The 17,071-nt window shown below is 63.3% G+C and carries 15 protein-coding genes; 6 read left to right on the top strand and 9 right to left on the bottom strand.

Annotated elements, in window-relative coordinates; genetic code table 11:
• Positions 1-59 precede the first annotated feature (59 nt).
• Positions 60-578, bottom strand: coding sequence for a cytidine deaminase (locus JAO77_RS14610; protein ID WP_198991115.1), 519 nt, complete (start codon positions 576-578; stop codon positions 60-62).
• Between the two features lie 57 nt (positions 579-635).
• Between JAO77_RS14610 and JAO77_RS14605 the strand changes: the two genes are divergently transcribed.
• The 3 genes from JAO77_RS14605 to JAO77_RS14595 all read left to right on the top strand — a co-directional run bounded on the left by JAO77_RS14605 (position 636) and on the right by JAO77_RS14595 (position 3,724).
• Entirely contained in the window at positions 636-1,994 is a 1,359-nt protein-coding gene (locus JAO77_RS14605; RefSeq protein WP_198991114.1) for a saccharopine dehydrogenase family protein, read from the top strand.
• Positions 1,981-2,967: a hypothetical protein gene (locus JAO77_RS14600; RefSeq protein ID WP_198991113.1), complete on the top strand. Its 987-nt coding sequence runs from the start codon at positions 1,981-1,983 to the stop codon at positions 2,965-2,967. The genes JAO77_RS14605 and JAO77_RS14600 overlap by 14 nt, the downstream gene beginning before the upstream one ends.
• A 61-nt stretch (positions 2,968-3,028) precedes the next feature.
• Positions 3,029-3,724: an ABC transporter ATP-binding protein gene (locus tag JAO77_RS14595; RefSeq protein WP_198991112.1), complete on the top strand. Its 696-nt coding sequence runs from the start codon at positions 3,029-3,031 to the stop codon at positions 3,722-3,724.
• Positions 3,725-3,796: 72 nt separating this feature from the next.
• Here the strand turns inward: JAO77_RS14595 and JAO77_RS14590 are convergent, their stop codons facing one another.
• The 6 genes from JAO77_RS14590 to JAO77_RS14565 form a co-directional block, all read right to left on the bottom strand.
• Positions 3,797-4,519 carry a tRNA1(Val) (adenine(37)-N6)-methyltransferase gene (locus tag JAO77_RS14590; RefSeq protein ID WP_198991111.1) on the bottom strand — a complete coding sequence of 241 codons (723 nt, stop codon included), beginning with the start codon at positions 4,517-4,519 and terminating at the stop codon, positions 3,797-3,799.
• Between the two features lie 19 nt (positions 4,520-4,538).
• Positions 4,539-5,684, bottom strand: a complete 1,146-nt coding sequence (locus tag JAO77_RS14585; RefSeq protein WP_198991110.1) for an acyltransferase family protein — start codon at positions 5,682-5,684, stop codon at positions 4,539-4,541.
• Between the two features lie 109 nt (positions 5,685-5,793).
• Positions 5,794-6,249, bottom strand: coding sequence for a ribonuclease H family protein (locus JAO77_RS14580; RefSeq protein WP_198991109.1), 456 nt, complete (start codon positions 6,247-6,249; stop codon positions 5,794-5,796).
• Between the two features lie 163 nt (positions 6,250-6,412).
• Positions 6,413-7,519, bottom strand: a complete 1,107-nt coding sequence (locus JAO77_RS14575) for an aminotransferase class V-fold PLP-dependent enzyme (protein ID WP_198991108.1) — start codon at positions 7,517-7,519, stop codon at positions 6,413-6,415.
• Positions 7,520-7,652: 133 nt separating this feature from the next.
• Positions 7,653-8,135 (bottom strand): type II 3-dehydroquinate dehydratase, encoded by a 483-nt coding sequence (locus JAO77_RS14570; protein ID WP_144843568.1) that lies wholly within the window; start codon positions 8,133-8,135, stop codon positions 7,653-7,655.
• Between the two features lie 132 nt (positions 8,136-8,267).
• Positions 8,268-10,844: a glycoside hydrolase family 95 protein gene (locus tag JAO77_RS14565; protein WP_198991107.1), complete on the bottom strand. Its 2,577-nt coding sequence runs from the start codon at positions 10,842-10,844 to the stop codon at positions 8,268-8,270.
• Positions 10,845-11,001: 157 nt separating this feature from the next.
• On the opposite strand from JAO77_RS14565, the gene xerD reads away from it, so the two are divergent.
• Positions 11,002-11,901 carry a site-specific tyrosine recombinase XerD gene (gene xerD, locus JAO77_RS14560; RefSeq protein ID WP_198991106.1) on the top strand — a complete coding sequence of 300 codons (900 nt, stop codon included), beginning with the start codon at positions 11,002-11,004 and terminating at the stop codon, positions 11,899-11,901.
• A 26-nt stretch (positions 11,902-11,927) separates the two neighbouring features.
• Here the strand turns inward: xerD and JAO77_RS14555 are convergent, their stop codons facing one another.
• The gene (locus JAO77_RS14555; protein ID WP_370550219.1) at positions 11,928-14,306 is read right to left on the bottom strand and encodes a beta-L-arabinofuranosidase domain-containing protein; all 2,379 of its coding nucleotides are present in this window, start codon (positions 14,304-14,306) and stop codon (positions 11,928-11,930) included.
• Between the two features lie 172 nt (positions 14,307-14,478).
• Here JAO77_RS14555 and JAO77_RS14550 point away from each other — a divergent pair, with 172 nt between their 5' ends.
• Positions 14,479-16,224: a DUF6044 family protein gene (locus JAO77_RS14550; RefSeq protein WP_198991105.1), complete on the top strand. Its 1,746-nt coding sequence runs from the start codon at positions 14,479-14,481 to the stop codon at positions 16,222-16,224.
• A gap of 63 nt (positions 16,225-16,287) precedes the next feature.
• Here the strand turns inward: JAO77_RS14550 and JAO77_RS14545 are convergent, their stop codons facing one another.
• A complete protein-coding gene (locus tag JAO77_RS14545; RefSeq protein ID WP_198991104.1) occupies positions 16,288-16,752 on the bottom strand; it encodes a hypothetical protein in 465 nt (154 codons plus the stop codon).
• A gap of 128 nt (positions 16,753-16,880) precedes the next feature.
• Between JAO77_RS14545 and JAO77_RS14540 the strand changes: the two genes are divergently transcribed.
• On the top strand, positions 16,881-17,071 hold a 191-nt coding region (locus JAO77_RS14540), incomplete at its 3' end, for a hypothetical protein (RefSeq protein WP_213019402.1).

Here is a 17,071-nt window from a genome sequence, read left to right as displayed (position 1 = left end):
CTACTAGAATAGCTAGCCAGGCGCTTTGTTTACAAAATAAGTAGCGCCCAGCCGCCATGCTAAAGCCGGGGCGGCAAATCGGAGGGCGAAAAGTGAAATGGTAGCAAATCGGCGAGCCGTTCAAAACGCAATACCGTACCGACGGGGCCCGGCAGCAGCAGCCAAATGGGCTGGCCCTGGCGCATTTCGGCCTCTAGCATTACCTGGCGGCAGGCCCCGCAGGGCAGGGCGGCGGCAAATTCGCCTTGCGCTGGCCGGCCCGCTACCGACATACCTAGGATGAGCGGCGGCGCCCCTAGGTGGCTACCGGCCAGCCCAAAGAGGGCCGTGCGCTCGGCGCACAGACCCGAAGGGTAGGCGGCGTTTTCCTGGTTAGTACCTTGAAAAACAGTGCCATCGGCTAGCAGTAGGGCGGCCCCCACGTGGAAATGCGAGTAGGGCGCGTAGGAGTGGGCCGTGGCGGCGCGGGCCGCATCCCACACCCGGCGCTCGGGGGTGCTGAGCTGGTCGGGCGTATCGAGCTCGTGATAGTGCAAGCTAAGCTGGCGGCGGGTGGAGGGGTCGGGAAGGGCGGCCATGCGCAGAAATGAAAAAATGGGGCGGCAAAGTAAGCCCGAAATGTACTTTTGCCCGGCATGACCCACTCCACCCGCCTTCTGCTGCTCGGGGCTGGCCGCTCGGCCTCTGCTCTCATTCAGTACTTGCTAGCCCACGCGCCCGCCTCCAACTGGTTTCTGACCGTGGCCGATGCGCAGCCCGCGCACTTGGTGCCCGTGCTGGCCGCTCACTCGGCCTACACCCGGCCCGTGGCCTTTGAGGGGCACAACGAGGCGCAGCTCGACGAGCTGGTGAGCCAAGCCGACCTGGTGATTTCGATGCTGCCCGCCGCCCTGCACCCGGCGGTAGCCCGCGCTTGCCTGCGCCACGGCCGGCACCTGGCCACCGCCAGCTACGTGAGCCCCGAGCTGCGGGCCCTGCACGACGAAGCCGCCGCCGCTGGGCTGGTATTTCTGATGGAATGCGGCCTCGACCCAGGCCTCGACCATATGTCGGCCATGCAAACCATCGGGGAGTTGCAACGCGCCGGCGCCCGCATCACGGGCTTCAAATCGTATTGCGGCGGGCTGGTGGCGCCCGAGTCGGAAGGAGCCAACCCCTGGCGCTACAAGCTCAGCTGGAATCCGCGCAACGTGGTGCTGGCTGGGCAGGGCGGTCCCGCGCAGTTTCTGGAAAACGGGGAGGTAAAAAGCATCCATTACGACGAACTATTTGGCCGGGCCGAGGTGCTGGCGGTGCCCGGCCACGGCCACTTTGAAGGTTATGCTAACCGCGATTCGCTGAGCTACCAAGCTATTTATGGCCTGTCCGACCTGCAAACCATGCTGCGCGGTACCCTGCGCCGCCCCGGCTACTGCGGAGCCTGGCAGGCGCTGGTGGCCCTAGGCCTCACCAACGATGCCGAGCGCTTGGGTAACGCCGCCACGTTACCTTGGCAAGAACTAGTAGCCAGCCGCTTGCCGCAGCCCGCAGCACCCGCCGAGGCGGCCGTTCAGCTTGCTGCCCAATTGCGTCTCGACCCCCACGGCCCCGAGCTAGAGCGCCTAGCTTGGTTAGGCATTTTTGGTGAGCAGCCGGTGGGCCTGGCCGATGCCACGGCGGCCCAGCTGCTTGAGCATTTATTAGTCGAGAAATGGGCCCTAGGCCCGCACGACCGCGACCAGGTAGTGATGCAGCACCAGTTCGACTACGAGCTTGGGGGCGAGGCACGCAGCCGCACTGCCTCGCTGGTGGTCACGGGCACCGATGCTACGCACACCGCCATGGCCCAAACGGTGGGGCTGCCCCTGGGCATGGCCGTGCGCCGCGTGCTGCGCGGCGAGATAGCCGGCCGTGGCGTAGTCATTCCAACCACGCCCGACCTCTACGAGCCCATTCTGGCCGAGTTGGCGGCCGACTACGGCATCGCGTTTCAGGAGCAGGATGAGCTTCGCTGACGTGTGGGTGTCGCCCACCGAGGCGTACCTCCGGCTGCGACTACGACTAACGGGCCGGTTGCTGCGCGAGGTGGGAGCCGTGCGCTTGGCATTGCTATTACCTTTTCTATTCATGTCGGTGGGGCAGGCGCTGGTGGTAGCCACGGCGCACCCTAGGGGGCGGTGGGCGGTACCCGTAGTAGTGGCGTGGCTGCTGCTATCAGTGCACCGGCAGCGGGGCGATTACCTATTTTTAGCCACTACAGCACCTAGCTTTAGAACCTGGCTGGCCTGGGAGTATGGGCTGCTGGCGTTGCCAGTGGCCATCGTACTTGTGGCTGGGCGCGCCTACGGGGCCGCCGTACTGCTGCTAGCGCTAGTCCCGCTAGTGGCATGGGCCCCGCCCCGCGGCGAGGACCGCGCCAGTCGGCGCCGCTGGCGCAGCCCGTTCCGCAGCGAGGCGTTTGAGTGGGTAAGCGGCATGCGCGCTACCAAGGGGCTGTGGCTGTGGCCCGTGCTGGTGGGACTGGCCGGTTGGCAGCGGGCGTCGCCACTGGCACCGCTGGCGGCGCTACTCATTTGGCTCCTGGTGGTGATAGCTTGCTACGGCACGGCCGAGCCGGTTCCGATGCTGGCGCTAGCGGCTCGCTCGCCGAAGCAGTTTTTGCGGCGGCGCCTGGGGCTAGGCTTGGGTTACGCGGCGGTCACAGCCGTGCCGTTCTGGGTCTTGCTGGTGAGCGGGCCGGCGGGCTGGGGTGGGGCACTGGCCGTGGCCGTTAGCTGGCTGGCGCTGGTGGCCTTGTTTGTGGTGGCGAAGTACGCTTTTTACCCTAACGAAACTCATTTCCGCACCACGCAGGGGTTGGTGCTGAGTATAGTCTTGCTGCTTCTAGGTCACCCATTGTACCCGGTGCTGCTGCTGGTAGCGGCCATTGGCCTGCCCTGGCAAAGCCGGCGGCGGCTGCAGCAATTGATTGATTATAAAAAGGATTAGTAGTAAATGATAGCGGCGTAACTAGTCTTTTTATTTTCCCTTCCACTACACGTAGCAAAGTATGCTCGAAGTCGTTGACCTCCACAAAGCCTATGGCCAGCACGAAGTGCTGCGCGGGGTGAGCCTGGCCGTGCGGCCCGGCACTATTCACGGCTTGGTTGGGGCCAATGGCGCGGGTAAAACGACGCTTATCAATTGCCTCTACGGGCTAGAGACCGGTTTTACGGGCGTAATACGGGCTGCGGCAGCGGGCGGCTCAGTGCGCGAATGCACCGGCTTGGTGCCCTACGATCCTCATTTCTACCCGCGCCTCACGGGGCGCGAATACGTAGAGTTTTGCCTGCAGGCGCGGCGGCGAGCCGTGCCCGACCTACGCCCCTGGAACCAACTGCTCGACCTGCCGCTCGACCAATACGCCGACGAATACTCGGCTGGTATGAAGAAAAAGCTGGCGCTGCTCGCCGTATTGGTGCAGGACTTTGCCTATCTCATTCTAGATGAGCCTTTCAATGGCCTCGACCTCGAAGCCAACCTACTGCTCAAAGAAATACTAAAGCGCCTGCGCGACCGCGGCACCGGCCTGCTGCTCACCTCGCACATCCTAGGTACCCTCACCGAGGTGGCCGATGAGGCTAGTGTGCTGGTAGGCGGCCGGGTGCAGCGCCACTACACGGCCGCCGAGTTTGGCACCCTAGAAGCCGACTTGCTGGCCGCCTTGCACGGCGAAAAGCTAGCACACTTGCGCACCCTGCTATAAGTAGCGCGGACTTTCAGTCCGCAAGCCAATGTAGCCGCTTGGGTCGCGGACTAAAAGTCCACGCTACGTAAACTATAAAGCCAAATAAAACCCGCCTAGTAGTTCTTGAAACGCCGCTGAATATGCGCCCTCGGCATCCTGAATTATCAGGTTGTCGGTCCGAAGTCTGCTCGGTGCTTCTTGCCCGAAGGTGCTGATGCTGCGCGTAGCGCGCCCGCCCGGCCGGTGCTGCACCACGAGGCGCGCTTGCGTGGGCAACCCTGCGGCCGCCGCTTCGTGCTCAAACTGCTGCATCTCGGGTGGGGGCAGCAGCACCGTGAGTGTGCCACCTAGGGCCAGGTGCGCTGCCGCAAAGCTGATGATGTCGCCAAACGTGAGCGAGTTTTCGCCCTCGTGCCGAGCCGTGGCGCGGGCCGCATCGGGCGGCGCCAGGCTGCGCCGAAAAAATGGCGGATTGCAAATGATGTGGCTAAATAGGCCCGGTTGCGTAGCCACGTAGGCAGCCAGGCCCAGCGGGTGCACCTGTATGCGGCTGGCCCACGGACTAGCCGCCACGTTGGCTGCCGCCTGGGCGGCGGCGGCGGGGTCTATTTCAATAGCTTCGATAGCCGCTGCCGAGGCACGCTGGGCCGCCATGAGAGCCAGCAGCCCAGTGCCAGTACCTAGGTCGAGGATGCGGGTAGCCTCGGTGAGGTTGGCCGCCGCGCCCAGGATGCAGGCATCGGTACTGACTTTCTGGGCGCAATCAGCTTGGTTTATGCGGAACTGCTGAAACTGGAAGTAGTCGTTGGGCAAGGGTGAGAAGGGACAAGTATTAAGGCCGCGCTAGCCGGTCGCGGAGCCGCAAGAAAGGCTGCTCAAAATAGTGGAATGATAAGCTGCTAAGTACTACGGAACCGCCAAAGGTGACCAAGAACATGACAGTGCCCTTACCCCAGGTATCAAGCGTGATATGGTACAGTAGGCAGTATTGAAAGGCCACGTGGATGACCACAATATGAAAGACATACAGGCCGTAGCTGATGGTGCCGAGGTAAGCCAGCACACGGCTTTTGAGGCGAATAGCTGAGTGGGCAGGTAGAAAGAGCGCAATCAGCGCACTGAAAAGCGTCGCAATCAGGAGCGGCCGGAATACGTTAAACAAGCTCCGCGGAACGTAGGGCAGCACATCAACTTGGAACAGCACTGCGACCAGCACCACGCTCATAATGCCGTAGCGCAGCGGTAGTGGCCAACTGTTAACTCTGGCCGAAAAGCCTGGGTAGTCGGTAGCTACCCAGTAACCCAGTAGGCCACCCACGGCAAATACATCTAGGTGCGTAAGTAAGTCATTGGTTTCGACCTGCGTGTTGGTGGGCAGAGCCAGTGGCTCGAGATAGCGAAATAAGCAGGCCAGCGGCAGGCAAGCCAACAAAAACCAAGGCAGCCGCCGCACTGGTAGCAAAAATACCAGTAGCATCCAAACCAGGTAAAAATGCTCCTCGATGCAAAGCGACCAAAACACCGGCAGCGGCGTGGTGCGCGGCGAGTTGTCGGCAAGCAGCATCTTGTAATTCTCCAGAAAGGTGAACGAGAAGCGCCAGTCGGGCACGTAGCCGCCGCCGACCATATGTAGGCCCCAGCGGTCGGCCCAGGCATCGGGCAGCAAAAAAGCCAGCCCCACCATAGCGTAGAACAGCGGCCAAATGCGCAGGCTGCGCCGAATGAAAAAGCGGCGTATATCGACCTGCCCCCGCGTTAGCTTATCGGCTACCAGCAGGTAGGTAATCAAAAACCCACTCAGCACAAAGAAAAACTGCACCCCGATGCCCCCGCCGCGCTTGAGGTAGCTAAGCACCGGCGATGGAATCGCCAGTGGCAAATGCAGCAGAAACACCTTGAAAAACGCAAAAAACCGAAGCGCTTCCAGCGAGTGAAAATGAAGCTTGGCGGGCGACCGCGTGGCGCTGGGTGCCAGCATAAAACTTAAGAGTAGCGGTTGGCCAGCGTAGCTGCCTTTCTAGGCCGAGTCAAGCTTTCTAAATCGAAAACAGTCGTTGAACTGCTCTGCTGGATAGGCAGCATCAAAATCATCCCAGCGCCTCGTAGCCCTCATCTATCAGCAAACCCTTACCTAGGGCGCTTTGCACGGCCAGCACGTCGCAGCGCTCGTTTTCGGGGTGGCCGGCGTGACCTTTTATCCATTTGAAGGAGACTTTGCGCTGCTCGTATATGCGCAGGAAGCGGCGCCACAGGTCCTCATTGGCTTTTTTGCCGAAGTCGGGTTTCTTAATCCAATTGAAGACCCAGCGCTTTTCGACGGCATCGACCACGTACTTCGAGTCGGACACGACCAGGATGGGAATCTCAGGGCGGGTCACGGCTTCGAGGCCTACTATCACGGCCAGCAGCTCCATGCGGTTGTTGGTGGTGCGGCGGAAGCCCTGCGTCAGTTCTTTTTCGTGGGGGCCGTAGCGCAAGATGGTGCCGTAGCCGCCGGGGCCTGGATTGCCGCGCGACGAGCCATCGGTGAAGAGGGTAATCAAGGTTTTAGGGTAGGAGGGTAAAGAAGATAGGAGAACTTGTCGGCCGTGTTACCCCACCCCCGGCCCCTCCCCGTTGGGAGAGGGGAGCCGACCGCAAGCGAACGTTTATAGTCGTCAGGCTCCCCTCTCCCGGAGGGGAGGGGCTGAGGGTGGGGTAACCGCGTTACTTGGCCGCTACTTCTTCGCTGCGAACTCTTTCAAAAAACTGCACCAACGCCTCAAAGGCTGCATCGGGCACGGCCGGGAAGTTGGCAATGCGCAGGCTCGTGGTTTTCCAGTCGCCATAGCCCGAGCCGAGCTGCAGGCCAAACTCGTCGCGAGCGCGACGCTTCGCCTCGTCGATAACGGCGGGCGGACCTTGCAGGCCAATGACGGTGGTGGAGCGCGCATCCACGTTTTCGATGAGCGGACGCAGACCTAGGGGCTGCACCTGCTCGAAATAGTCGTAGAGCTTTTGGGCGCGCTCTTGCAGGTGCGGCGCAATAGCCTTGATGCCCTCGCGGGCTTGCAGTACCCGGCTCAGCAGGTAGATGCCAAGCACGTTGGGCGTGTGGGTGGTCTGGTGGTTCAGCATGTTCGATACCATGCTGTTGATGCTGTTGTAGTGGGCCTTGTCGCCGATTTCGCGGGCGCGGGCCACGGCGCGGGGCGACAGCACCATGATACCTAGGCCGGCGGGCAAGCCCAGGCACTTTTGCACCGAGCCGTACCACACGTCGGCCTTGATAAACTTGAGTTGTACCCCACCTAGCGACGACGTAGCATCAATGGCCAGCAGCGCCGGCCCGAGGCGGTTATACACGTTCAGAATGAACGAATCGCGCAGCTGAGTAGCGGTGCTGGTTTCGTTTTGAGTGAGGCACACGAGGTCGGTTTCCTCGGGGTTGAAAGGCAGCGTGGCCGGGTCGGGCACATCGTTGATGTCGAAGCGCAGGCCGGTGCAGCCGGGGCGCAGGGCGCGGGCGTAGTCAAACCATTTTTGCCCAAAGGCACCGTTGTAGAGGTGAAATGAACGGCGCGGCGTGAGGCTCTGGGCCAGGATTTCCCAGCACTCGGTAGCCGACGACGTGAACAGGATGGTATAGTCTTGCGGGATGTTGAGCTTGGCACGAGCCTGGTCGAGGCAGTGGCGCACCAGCGCCGTGAAGCGCTCGCCCCGGTGCGGGGCCGACAGCCAGCCCTCTTCGAAGGCATCGGTCAGGTACTGGCGCAGCTCGGGGTACACGGCCGCGGGGCCGGGATTGAAGGTGTAAGTCGGGAGAGTTGCCATAGTAGCGGCAAAGGTATTCAGCAGTAGCCCCGACTTTATAGTCCGAAGGCGACATAGCAAGCATTCAGCGTTTGCGTGCCCAGATGCCCGCTGTTGCTCGTCCCCCCGGCCACAAAGTCAGGGCTACTGCCACCTATCGCCGCCCAAAGCCCACCGGCCTAGGGCGCTGCCGCAGCAGGTAGTGCAGGGCCAGCCGGTAGCTTTCGAGCCCGAAGCCCGCGATGCTGCCCACGCAATGCTTGCCAATGTAGCTGACATGTCTAAAATCTTCGCGCCCTGCCAAGTTGCTGAGGTGCACCTCAATAACAGGCAGGCCCGCGCCGGCCACAGCGGCCACGGCATCACCGAGGGCCACGCTGGTGTGGGTGAAGCCGCCCGCGTTGAGCACCACGGCCTGGCTGGCGCTTTCGGCGCCGGTTTCGCCCCAGCCCGCGGCGGCGTGCAGGCGGTCGAGCAGTACGCCCTCGTGGTTGCTCTGGAAGGAAGTTAGCGTGAGGTCGGGAAAGTCGGCTTGCAGCTCGGGCAAGTAGTCATCAAACGAGCGATGGCCGTAGATGTGCGGCTCGCGGCGACCTAGGAGGTTGAGATTGGGACCGTTAAGAATGAGGATATTCATGTAAATAAAAGAAAATAGGTGTCGTCTGTCCTTGCGAGCGCAGCGAAGCAATCGCCCCTGTTAAGCGCCGCCGTTCGGGTGCGATTGCTTCGCTGCGCTCACAGACGGGTTTAGGCTAGCCAGGGCTGTGCCCTACCACCGCCAGGTATACTCTTTCCCCGCTTTTGTAGCCAAGTCATAATCGGCCGTTGCCGTTGTGGCGCTTGGCGTGCCGGCCTGGGCCCCAAAATACTCGCCTTGCTGGTAAAAGGAATTTGCATTGCGGCCGCTGGCGGGCGTGAGGGCGGGGCCGCCAGCGGGCTTGAGGCCTGCCGGTAGCCGTAGGCGCAGGTTGCCACCTAGGGCCGAGCGCACCGTGAGGCCGGCGAGGCGCCCCTGCTCCCAGCGCAGGGCTACTATCTCGAAGCCGCCGCGGGCGCGCAGGCCGGTGGCCGTGCCGCTGGGCCAGGCGCTGGGCAGGGCGGGCAGCAGGTGCAGGGCGCCATCGTGGCTTTGCACCAGCATTTCGGCCATGCCGGCCGTGCCGGCAAAGTTGCCGTCAATTTGGAAGGGCGGGTGGGCGTCGAAGAGGTTGGGGTAGGTGCCGCCGGCCCCGCCCCAGCCCGTGGTGGGCGGCACGTAGGCCAGCAGCTGGCGCACCAGGCGATGGGCGTGGTCGCCGTCGAGCAGGCGGGCCCACCAGTTTATCTTCCAGCCCTTGCTCCAGCCCGTGCCCGCATCGCCTCTTATTTCTAGGCTCTTGCGGGCGGCGGCCAGTAGGGTGGGGCTGGTGTGGGGCGTGATTTCCCAGCCGGGGTACAGGCCGTAGAGGTGCGAGGCGTGGCGGTGCTTGGGGTCGGTTTCGGTGAACTCCTGCGACCACTCTAAGAGCTGGCCCTGGCTGCCCACTTGCAGCGGCAGCAGGCGGGCCGTAGCCACTTGCAGGCTGTCGCGCAGCGGTGCATCTACGCCGAGGGTCGCCGAGGCCTGCCGCACGCTGGCAAACAGGTCGCGGATGATGGACAAGTCCATCGTGGTGCCTACCGATACGCTTTGCTCGCGGCCGTTGGCGTCTTTAAACTTGTTTTCGGGCGTCGTCGACGGGGCCGTTACCAGGTGGCCTTTGCCATCGTCCACCAGCCAATCGAGCGAGAACTGGGCGGCCGATTTCATCATCGGGTAGGCCCGGCGCAAAAAATCTCGGTCGCCGGTGTAGAGGTAGTGCTCCCAGAGGTGGCGGCACAGCCAGTTGCCGCCCATGTACCAGTTGGCCCACACCGGGTCGCCGTTGCCGCGGTCGCCCACCGCATACGACATAGCCCAGATGTCAGAGTTGTGGTGCGCCACCCAGCCGCGCGTGCCGTAAAACTCGCGGGCCGTGGCGCGGCCAGTGCGGGCTAGGCCGGGCAGCCAGTCGAGCAGCGGCTGGTGCAGCTCGCTGAGGCCGGTGGCCTCGGCGGGCCAGTAGTTCATCTGGGTGTTGATGTTGATGGTGTAGTTGGAGCTCCAGGGTGCCCGCAGCTCCTTGTTCCAGATGCCTTGCAGGTTGGCGGGCGGCCCGCCGGGGCGCGACGACGAAATGAGCAAATACCGCCCAAACTGGAAATAGAGCGCTTCTAGCCCCATATCGGCCGCGCCGGCCGTGTAGGCTTGCAGGCGCTCGTTGGTAGGCAGAGTCGCACCGCCGCCCGTCGCTGCGGGCGCAGCCAGCGTAAGGGTAGCCCGGTTAAACAAGGGCTGATAATCGGCTAGGTGGCGGCGCAGCAGCGTGGCGTAACTGCGGCCACTGGCGGCGCGCAGGGCGGCGGTAGCCAGTGCATCTTCGTTCAGGCCCTGGCTGTCGGGGCACTTGTCGAAGCCATTAAACGACGTAGCGGCCGCGATGAACAGCACTACCTCAGTGGCGCCACGCACGTGCAGGCCGGCCGTGTCGGCTTGCACCGTGCCCTGCTTGGTGGCCGCCCGCAGGCGGTATTCGAAGCGCATGCCGTTGCAGCCGTCGGTGTCAGCCTGCACAATGGGCTGGCGGCCGGGCTGGTTGTAGTAGTTGGGGTCCACGTTAGCTGGGGCCTTGCCGCGCACCACTAGCTCGGCGGGGGCGCCAGCGGCCACCTGGTAGCGCAGTAGCGAGCGGGCCGAAACGTCCAGGTTCAGCTTGCCGGGTTGGCTGCTGGTTAGGCGCAGCACCAGCACCCTATCGGGGGCCGAGGCAAAGAGTGTGCGCTCGTAGCGCACGCCCCCGGCCGTGAAGCGGGTGGTGGCCGTGGCGGTGGCCAGGTCGAGGTCGCGGGAGTAGTCGGTGGGCGTTTGGCCACCTAGGTCCTGGCGCAGGTGCACATCGCCGAGCGGCAGGTATGACTGCGAGTAAAAGCCCTGCATCTGGCGGCTCAGGCGGTCGGCCCGGCCGTAGTCTTGGTCTTGGAGCAGCGCCTGGCGCACCTGCGGCAGCACCGCCGCCGAGCCGGGGTTGATGCCGGTTTTTACGGGGCCGCCGCTCCACAGCGTGCTTTCGTTGAGCTGCAGCAGCTCGTGCTCGGCGCCGCCGAATGTCATTGCCCCGAGGCGGCCATTGCCCACGGGCAGGGCCTCGACCCACTGCTGGGCGGGCTGCCGATACCAAAGCCTTGTGGCGGATGATACGGGGCTTTGGGCCTGGGCGGCGAAGGCAGCTAAGGCCAGCAGCGCCGCTAGTCCGCGGCTCCTAGGTGGCACTTGTGAAAGAAACAGCATGTAGGTGGGGTAGGTAAGTAAATGGAGCGTGGCCAACGCGTGCCAGGTTTGCCAGCTGGCTGCGCAAAGTCGGCCTGACTCGGCAGTAAGGCAACTCTGCCCGACTTTTGCGGCGCGGCCCTGCTCTCGCGCCGCAAATAACTCACCCCGTACCAAAGTGACCTGGCCCCAAGCTATCAAACAATTCGACGGCTACCTGCGCCTGGAAAAATCGCTCTCGCCCAATTCGGTCGAGGCCTACCGCCGCGATGTGCGCAAATTGCACCAGTGGCTGGAGCTTGAAAACCTAAAGGCTGGCCCCCTGCAAGTAACCACGCGCCTGCTCCGCGACTTCCTAGCTGCCCTCACCGACCTCGGGCTGTCGAGCACTTCGCAGGCGCGCACGCTCTCGGGCCTCAAGGCCTTCTATGAGTTTCTTCTCATGGAAGACCAACTCAAAATCGACCCCACCGACACGCTCGAAGCGCCCAAGCCCGGCCGCCACCTGCCCGATACGCTGTCCTACCCCGACATCGAGCGGCTGCTCGGCGCCATCGACCTCAGCACCAATGAGGGCCTGCGCAGCCGCGCCCTGCTAGAAATATTGTATTCGTCGGGCATGCGCGTGAGCGAGTTGTGCGACCTCAAACTCTCGAATATTTACTTCGACCAAGGCTTTATGCGGGTGCTGGGCAAGGGCAACAAGGAGCGGCTGGTGCCCATCGGGCGCGAGGCCGTGAAGCACCTGCACTTCTACCTAGGGGGCGTGCGCCAGCATCTAAACGTGCAGCCCGGCTACGAAGACATCGTGTTTCTGAGCCACCGGGGGCGGCAATTGTCGCGCATTACGGTCTTCACCACCATCAAGAAGCTGGCCGATTTGGCCGGCCTGCGCCAAACCATCAGCCCGCACACGCTGCGCCACTCCTTCGCCACGCACCTGCTCGAAGGCGGCGCCGACCTGCGGGCCGTGCAGGAAATGCTAGGCCACGTTTCCATCACCACCACCGAGATTTATACCCACCTCGACCGCGATTACTTGCGCCAAGTCATTACGGAGTTTCACCCGAGGAGCTAGCATGAGCAGTCTGCACCACTGGTACTTTACTCCCGCACGCTGCGCACGCCATACACTGGCCCGGCGCTGTTATTAGGCTTGGCCTGGAACGTCACTTTCACCTGCTGCTTACCCTTGGTAAGGGCGGGCGGAATAGGGTAGGAGATGTCATAGAAGCGGCTCTCCTTGTACTTGTTAAGGTCTTCGGTGGCAATCTTCTCCCCATCCACCAGCACGTCGAATACGCGGCCGCGGTTGTCCATGCCCCAGTAGGTGAGCAGCAGCGTATTGGCCTTGGCTGGCGCTACTTTCAGGGTGAAGGCCATGGTGCCGCCTTCGTTCACAGTGCGCCATTTGCGGCCGTGTTCCTCGCCGGTTTCGGCCTTTTCGCTGACGGTGAAATTGTGGTCGCGCTCGGGCTGCATCTCGCCTACGCGCAGAATGTCCACGGTTTGGGCTTCTAGGGCCTGCTGCTTTTGGCGAGCAGCCTCGTACACGCGCTGCTGGGTGGCCCACTTTTCGGGCGTGAACACGTCCCAATACACGGTGTAGTACTCGTTACCGGTTTGGTTGAAGGGCACGAGCGGTACGTCGTGGGGCGTGCCCAGGCCAGCGGTCTGGAAGCGCAGCTGCCGGGCATCCACGGGTTTCACCCAGTTATTAGGGTCGTTGTTGGCGGTCACGAGCACGGGCACGCCGGTTACGGGCTCGGGCTCGGTGTTGCCGAGCACGCCGGCCAGCAGCGTGGGGCCGTAGAAGAGGGCGCGGCGGTCGGGGTTGTCGGGCAGGGCTTCGGTGTGGAAGTCGGCGGGCAGCGTCAGTTCTACCCGGTCCTTATTTTTCCACTTGCGGTCGAGCACGAGGTAGCCCTCGGCGTCGGGCATGGCGGCCACTGGCTGGCCGTTCACACGCACCTGCGGGTTTTTGGTCCACCTAGGCTGGCGTAGGCGCAGCTTGAAAGCGCGGGGCTTAGTTGCCGTTAGGGTGAAGGCTACCTGGTCGGTGGCCGGCAGTTGGGTTTCTTGGCGCAGGGTTAGGCCCTGCGCTTTCCAAGTCAATTCTGAAGGGATAAATAGGTTGACATATAAACTGCCATCGGCTCCCTGGAAGTAGATATTCTCGGCGTACTTCACGTGGTTTTCCATGCCCGAGCCCACGCAGCAGGTAAAGGTGTCAAACTCGTCGCTGTAGGTTTTGCGCCCGCCCATGCGCAGCGGCACGAAGTAGGTCGTCATGCCCGTAGCGTGGTTTTGCGAGGCCAGAATGTGGTTGTAGAGGCCCTTCTCGTAGTAGTCCATCAACTTGGCCGAGGGCTGATGGGCGAACAAATGCTGCGTGAGCTTCAGCATGTTGTAGGTGTTGCAGGTTTCCGTGGTGTTCTCGCTGAGCTTGTCGTTGAGCTTGCGCGGGGCACCTAGGTACTCGTAGTTGCTGTTGCCGCCGGTGGCGTAGGAGTGGTTGTCAGTCACGGTCTGCCAGAAAAAATCGGCAATGGCGGCATCCTTCTTATCGCCAGTTAGCTCGTAGCGGCGGGCGCTGGCGATGGCCTTCGGAATCTGGGTGTTGGAGTGCTTGCCAGGCAGAATGTCGGTGCGGGCGGCCAGCGGGTCGAGGATTTTTTTGTCGTAGAAGCGGTACGACAAATCGAGGTACTTCCGGTCGCCGCTCAGGGCGTAGGTGTTGGCCAGGGTTTCGGCCATGCCGCCGTACTCGCACACCAGCATGTCTTGCATCTTGGCCTCGTCGAGGCCCTTGACGGTGTTGCCCGTCCAGTCGGCAATGCCTTGGTTCACGGCCAGCGCCGTTTTATTGCCGGTGTACAAGTAGGCATCAAGCAGGCCGGCCATGATTTTGTGCACCGTATACCACGGCGACCACGCCCCGTTCAGGTCGAAGCCGTGGGAGCGGATGTTGCCGCTGGCCACCTCAGCCCACAGCTGGTCTTCCTTCGGAATAGCCCCCACGTAGCCGGTTTTGCGGGCCTGCTGGCACTCGTCCAGCTGCGCCACGATATAGTCTACGCGCTGCTTAAACTCAGCCTGGCCCGTAGAGGCATAGGCCAGCGCGCAGGCCGAGAGGTAGTGCCCTAGGGTGTGCCCGGCCAGCCCCGTCGATTCCCAGCCGCCGTATCGCTTGCCTTTGGCTTGCAGCCCGCTGTGCTCCCGAAAGTCGGCCAGCAGCCGGTCAGGCTCGATTTTTAGCAGATACTTAGCATCGGCTTGTTCCGCCACCTTGAAGGGGCCATCGAGCAGCTGCACCTGGGCCAGCGGGAAGGCGTAAGCCCGCACTGGCACCTGGGGCTGCACTTTCATGCGGGCGTCGCGCGGGGTGGGTAGGTAGGTTTGGGCCTGGACGTCGGGGCTGCTCAGGGCAGCCAGCAGGGCGGGCAATAGCCAGGTACGTTTAGGTTTGGGAGAGAAGGGCACGGAGAGAGACAGTGTAGAGTAGACAAGTCGCCTAAGGAGCTTAGCTGCACAAGGTAGCGCGTAGTGCCGGCTCAGCTCTCGCCACCCGGCACGGCACAGGTGGCGTGGGGTAGCTAAAGCTGCCGTGCCAACGCACGCCGCCGCGGGGTGCCGTTCTTTGCGGCTATTCTACATGATGCCTTCTGCCACTACTTCGCCTTTGCGCTGGGCTTTGCCGGGCCTGCTTTTGTTTTTGCTGCCGCTGATGGCCCTAGGGCCGCGCACGTTCATCTTGCTGCACGACAACCTAGAGGCCGAGGTGGTGTGGGCGCACCTGCTGGCCAAGCTGCACCTGGCGCTGGCCCACGGCCCAGGCGCGGTAGTGCTGCCCATCATGGATGGGCTGCCGCGGGCCGCGCTGCGCTCGGGGCTGAGCGTCACGGTTTTTATCTTTCACTTGCTACCCACGGCGCCGCTGGCGGCCTATCTGCTGCACGAGGCGCTGGTGCGCGTGGCCGGGCTGCTGAGCATGTACTGGCTACTACGCCGCTATGGCCTAGCCCGGCCCGAGCAGCGTGGCCTGGCGGCGGCCGTGGCGCTGCTGTGGGCGGTGCTGCCGGCCTACAGCATCTTTGGGCTGAGCGTGCTGGGCCAGCCGGCGCTACTACGGGCCGCTCTAAGCCTGCGCGACGGCCGCGCCCGCTGGCCCGAGTGGCTGGTGTGCGCGGCGCTGCCGTGGTGGTCGTCGTTTGTGCTGGTGGGGCCATTTGTGGCGGTGGGGTGGGGGCTGGGCCTGCTGCTCGACCTAGGGCGGCGCGGCCGGGCCGCATGGCCCGCCACCGGGCGCGGGATTGCCGGACTGGCCTTGCTGCTGGTTAGCTACGTGGTGGTCGAGTGGCAACTGTTCTATGGGCTGCTGGTTGCCAAGGCTTTCGTGGCGCACCGCGAAGAGTTTGACCTAGCGCGCCTGGCTCGGCCCGGCCTGGGCCGTGGGCTGCGCGAGGCGGCGCAGCTATTCTGGCTAGGGCACTACCACGCGAGTCCGTTCTTCAAGGGCGGCATTGTGGTGGCGGTGGCCGTGGGGCTGGGGCGGTTGGCCGGCGCCCAGCGCGGGCAGCTGGGCCGCCAGGTGGCAGGGCTGCTGGCCGTTAGTGCGGGGCTGAGCTTGCTAGCGGGCCTGCTGCCGCAGGTGTCGGCCGCGCTGCAGGGGCGGCTGCCGCTGCTGCACGCTTTTTCGCTGGGGCGATTCTATTTTTTGCTGGCGCTGCCTTGGGTGTTAATGTTGGTGCTGGTGCTGCGCCAGCTGCCACCTAGGCGGCTGGCCTACGTGCTGGTAGCGCTGCAAGTACCTTTCGCGCTGGCCGCCAATCCCGAGTTTACCAACAACGTGCGCACCCTGGCGGGGCGCCCTAGGCCCGATGCGCCGGGCTACGCCGCCTACGTGGCGCCCAAGTTGTTGGGGCAGGCGCGGGCGCTTATTCAGACCCGCACGGGTCAGCTGCCGCCTGCCTACCGCGTGGCCTGCCTGGGGCTGCCGCCCGCTGTGGCGCAGTTCAACGGGTTTTACACCCTCGACTCGTACCAGACGCTTTACCCGCTGGCTTACAAGCACGCCTTCCGGCCGCTCATTGCTGGCGAGCTCGCCAAGAGCCCCGAGCTAGCCACATACTTCGACGCCTGGGGCAATCGCTGCTACCTGTTCTCAGCCGAACTTGGGCGCAATTTTCTGGTGGGCAAGCGGCCCGTGCGCACCGTGCAGCACTGGGCCTTCGATGCAGCTGCCTTCCGGCGGCTGGGTGGGCGCTACGTGTTGTCGGCAGTGCGCCTGGCCCGGCCTGCTGAAAGTGGGCTGCGCCTGCTGGGCGTGTTCGACGACTCGGAGGCCTACTGGCGGCTGCACCTCTACGAAGTGGTACCGCCTGCCACGAGCAGCCACTAGGGTAGGAGTGACCTTCCCTAGGGTGCCAAGACGAATCAAACGTTTGTGTTGCGCTAAAACCACTTACGCCGTAGTCGCGTGGGGCGGGTTCGCTTGCAAGCCACGCTGGGCATCGAGTCGCTGGCAGTCGCGCAGCCACGTGGCCGCGTCGGCCAGGGTAGAGAAGAACTGCAACTCAAACTTGCCCGCAAAAGGGTTGTGCTGAAGCAGCAGCCCTAGGTCGTCTTCGGTGTGCGGCTGCAGCACGTGCGCCACATAGCGCAGACCCAAGCGCTCGGTTTGGGGTGCCCAGATGCGCTGGAGCCAATCGACCGAATCGAACCACGGCCCCACCACTTGGCTGTTGTCGTTGAGTAGATAGGGTACCTGCGTCAAATGGAGCTGTTGCACCATGGCGGCAGCCCCGTGCTGGCCATCGGGCGTAGTCACTACGCCCTTCCAGGTAGCCTGTAGCCAGTGGTCGGTTTCGTTGTATTCGGCGCGGCAATACTCTCGGCCGTCCGGGTGTGTAAAACTATAAGTAACCATGGTAAAAGTGCAGGAGCGGAAGGATAATGTATAGTAAACAGTAGAGCGGATAAAAGTTAGATAACTACGCTAGTTGACGCCAAAGCTAAGCTGCGGGTTGCTTCAAAACCGCGGCCTGTAGCGTAGATTTGGCTTTTACGCTTGCCCCGCGCATGGCTTCTAACAACTACAAAAATCCAACAACGGGCCCGGCGGCCAGCAACCGCCCGGCCCCCGCCGCGCCCCCCGAAAACGGGGCTGCGCGCCCGCGCGGCAATACCCCGCGCCCGGCTGCCGGCGCCCCGCCAGCGGCAGTAGCCGGCACTGCTCGGGCTGCAGC

Origin of the sequence: Hymenobacter sp. BT559 (genome assembly GCF_016427535.1) — a bacterium.
Classification (GTDB): domain Bacteria; phylum Bacteroidota; class Bacteroidia; order Cytophagales; family Hymenobacteraceae; genus Hymenobacter.
Note: the sequence above shows the minus strand (reverse complement) of the source record. Positions and strands in the feature narration are given on the sequence as shown.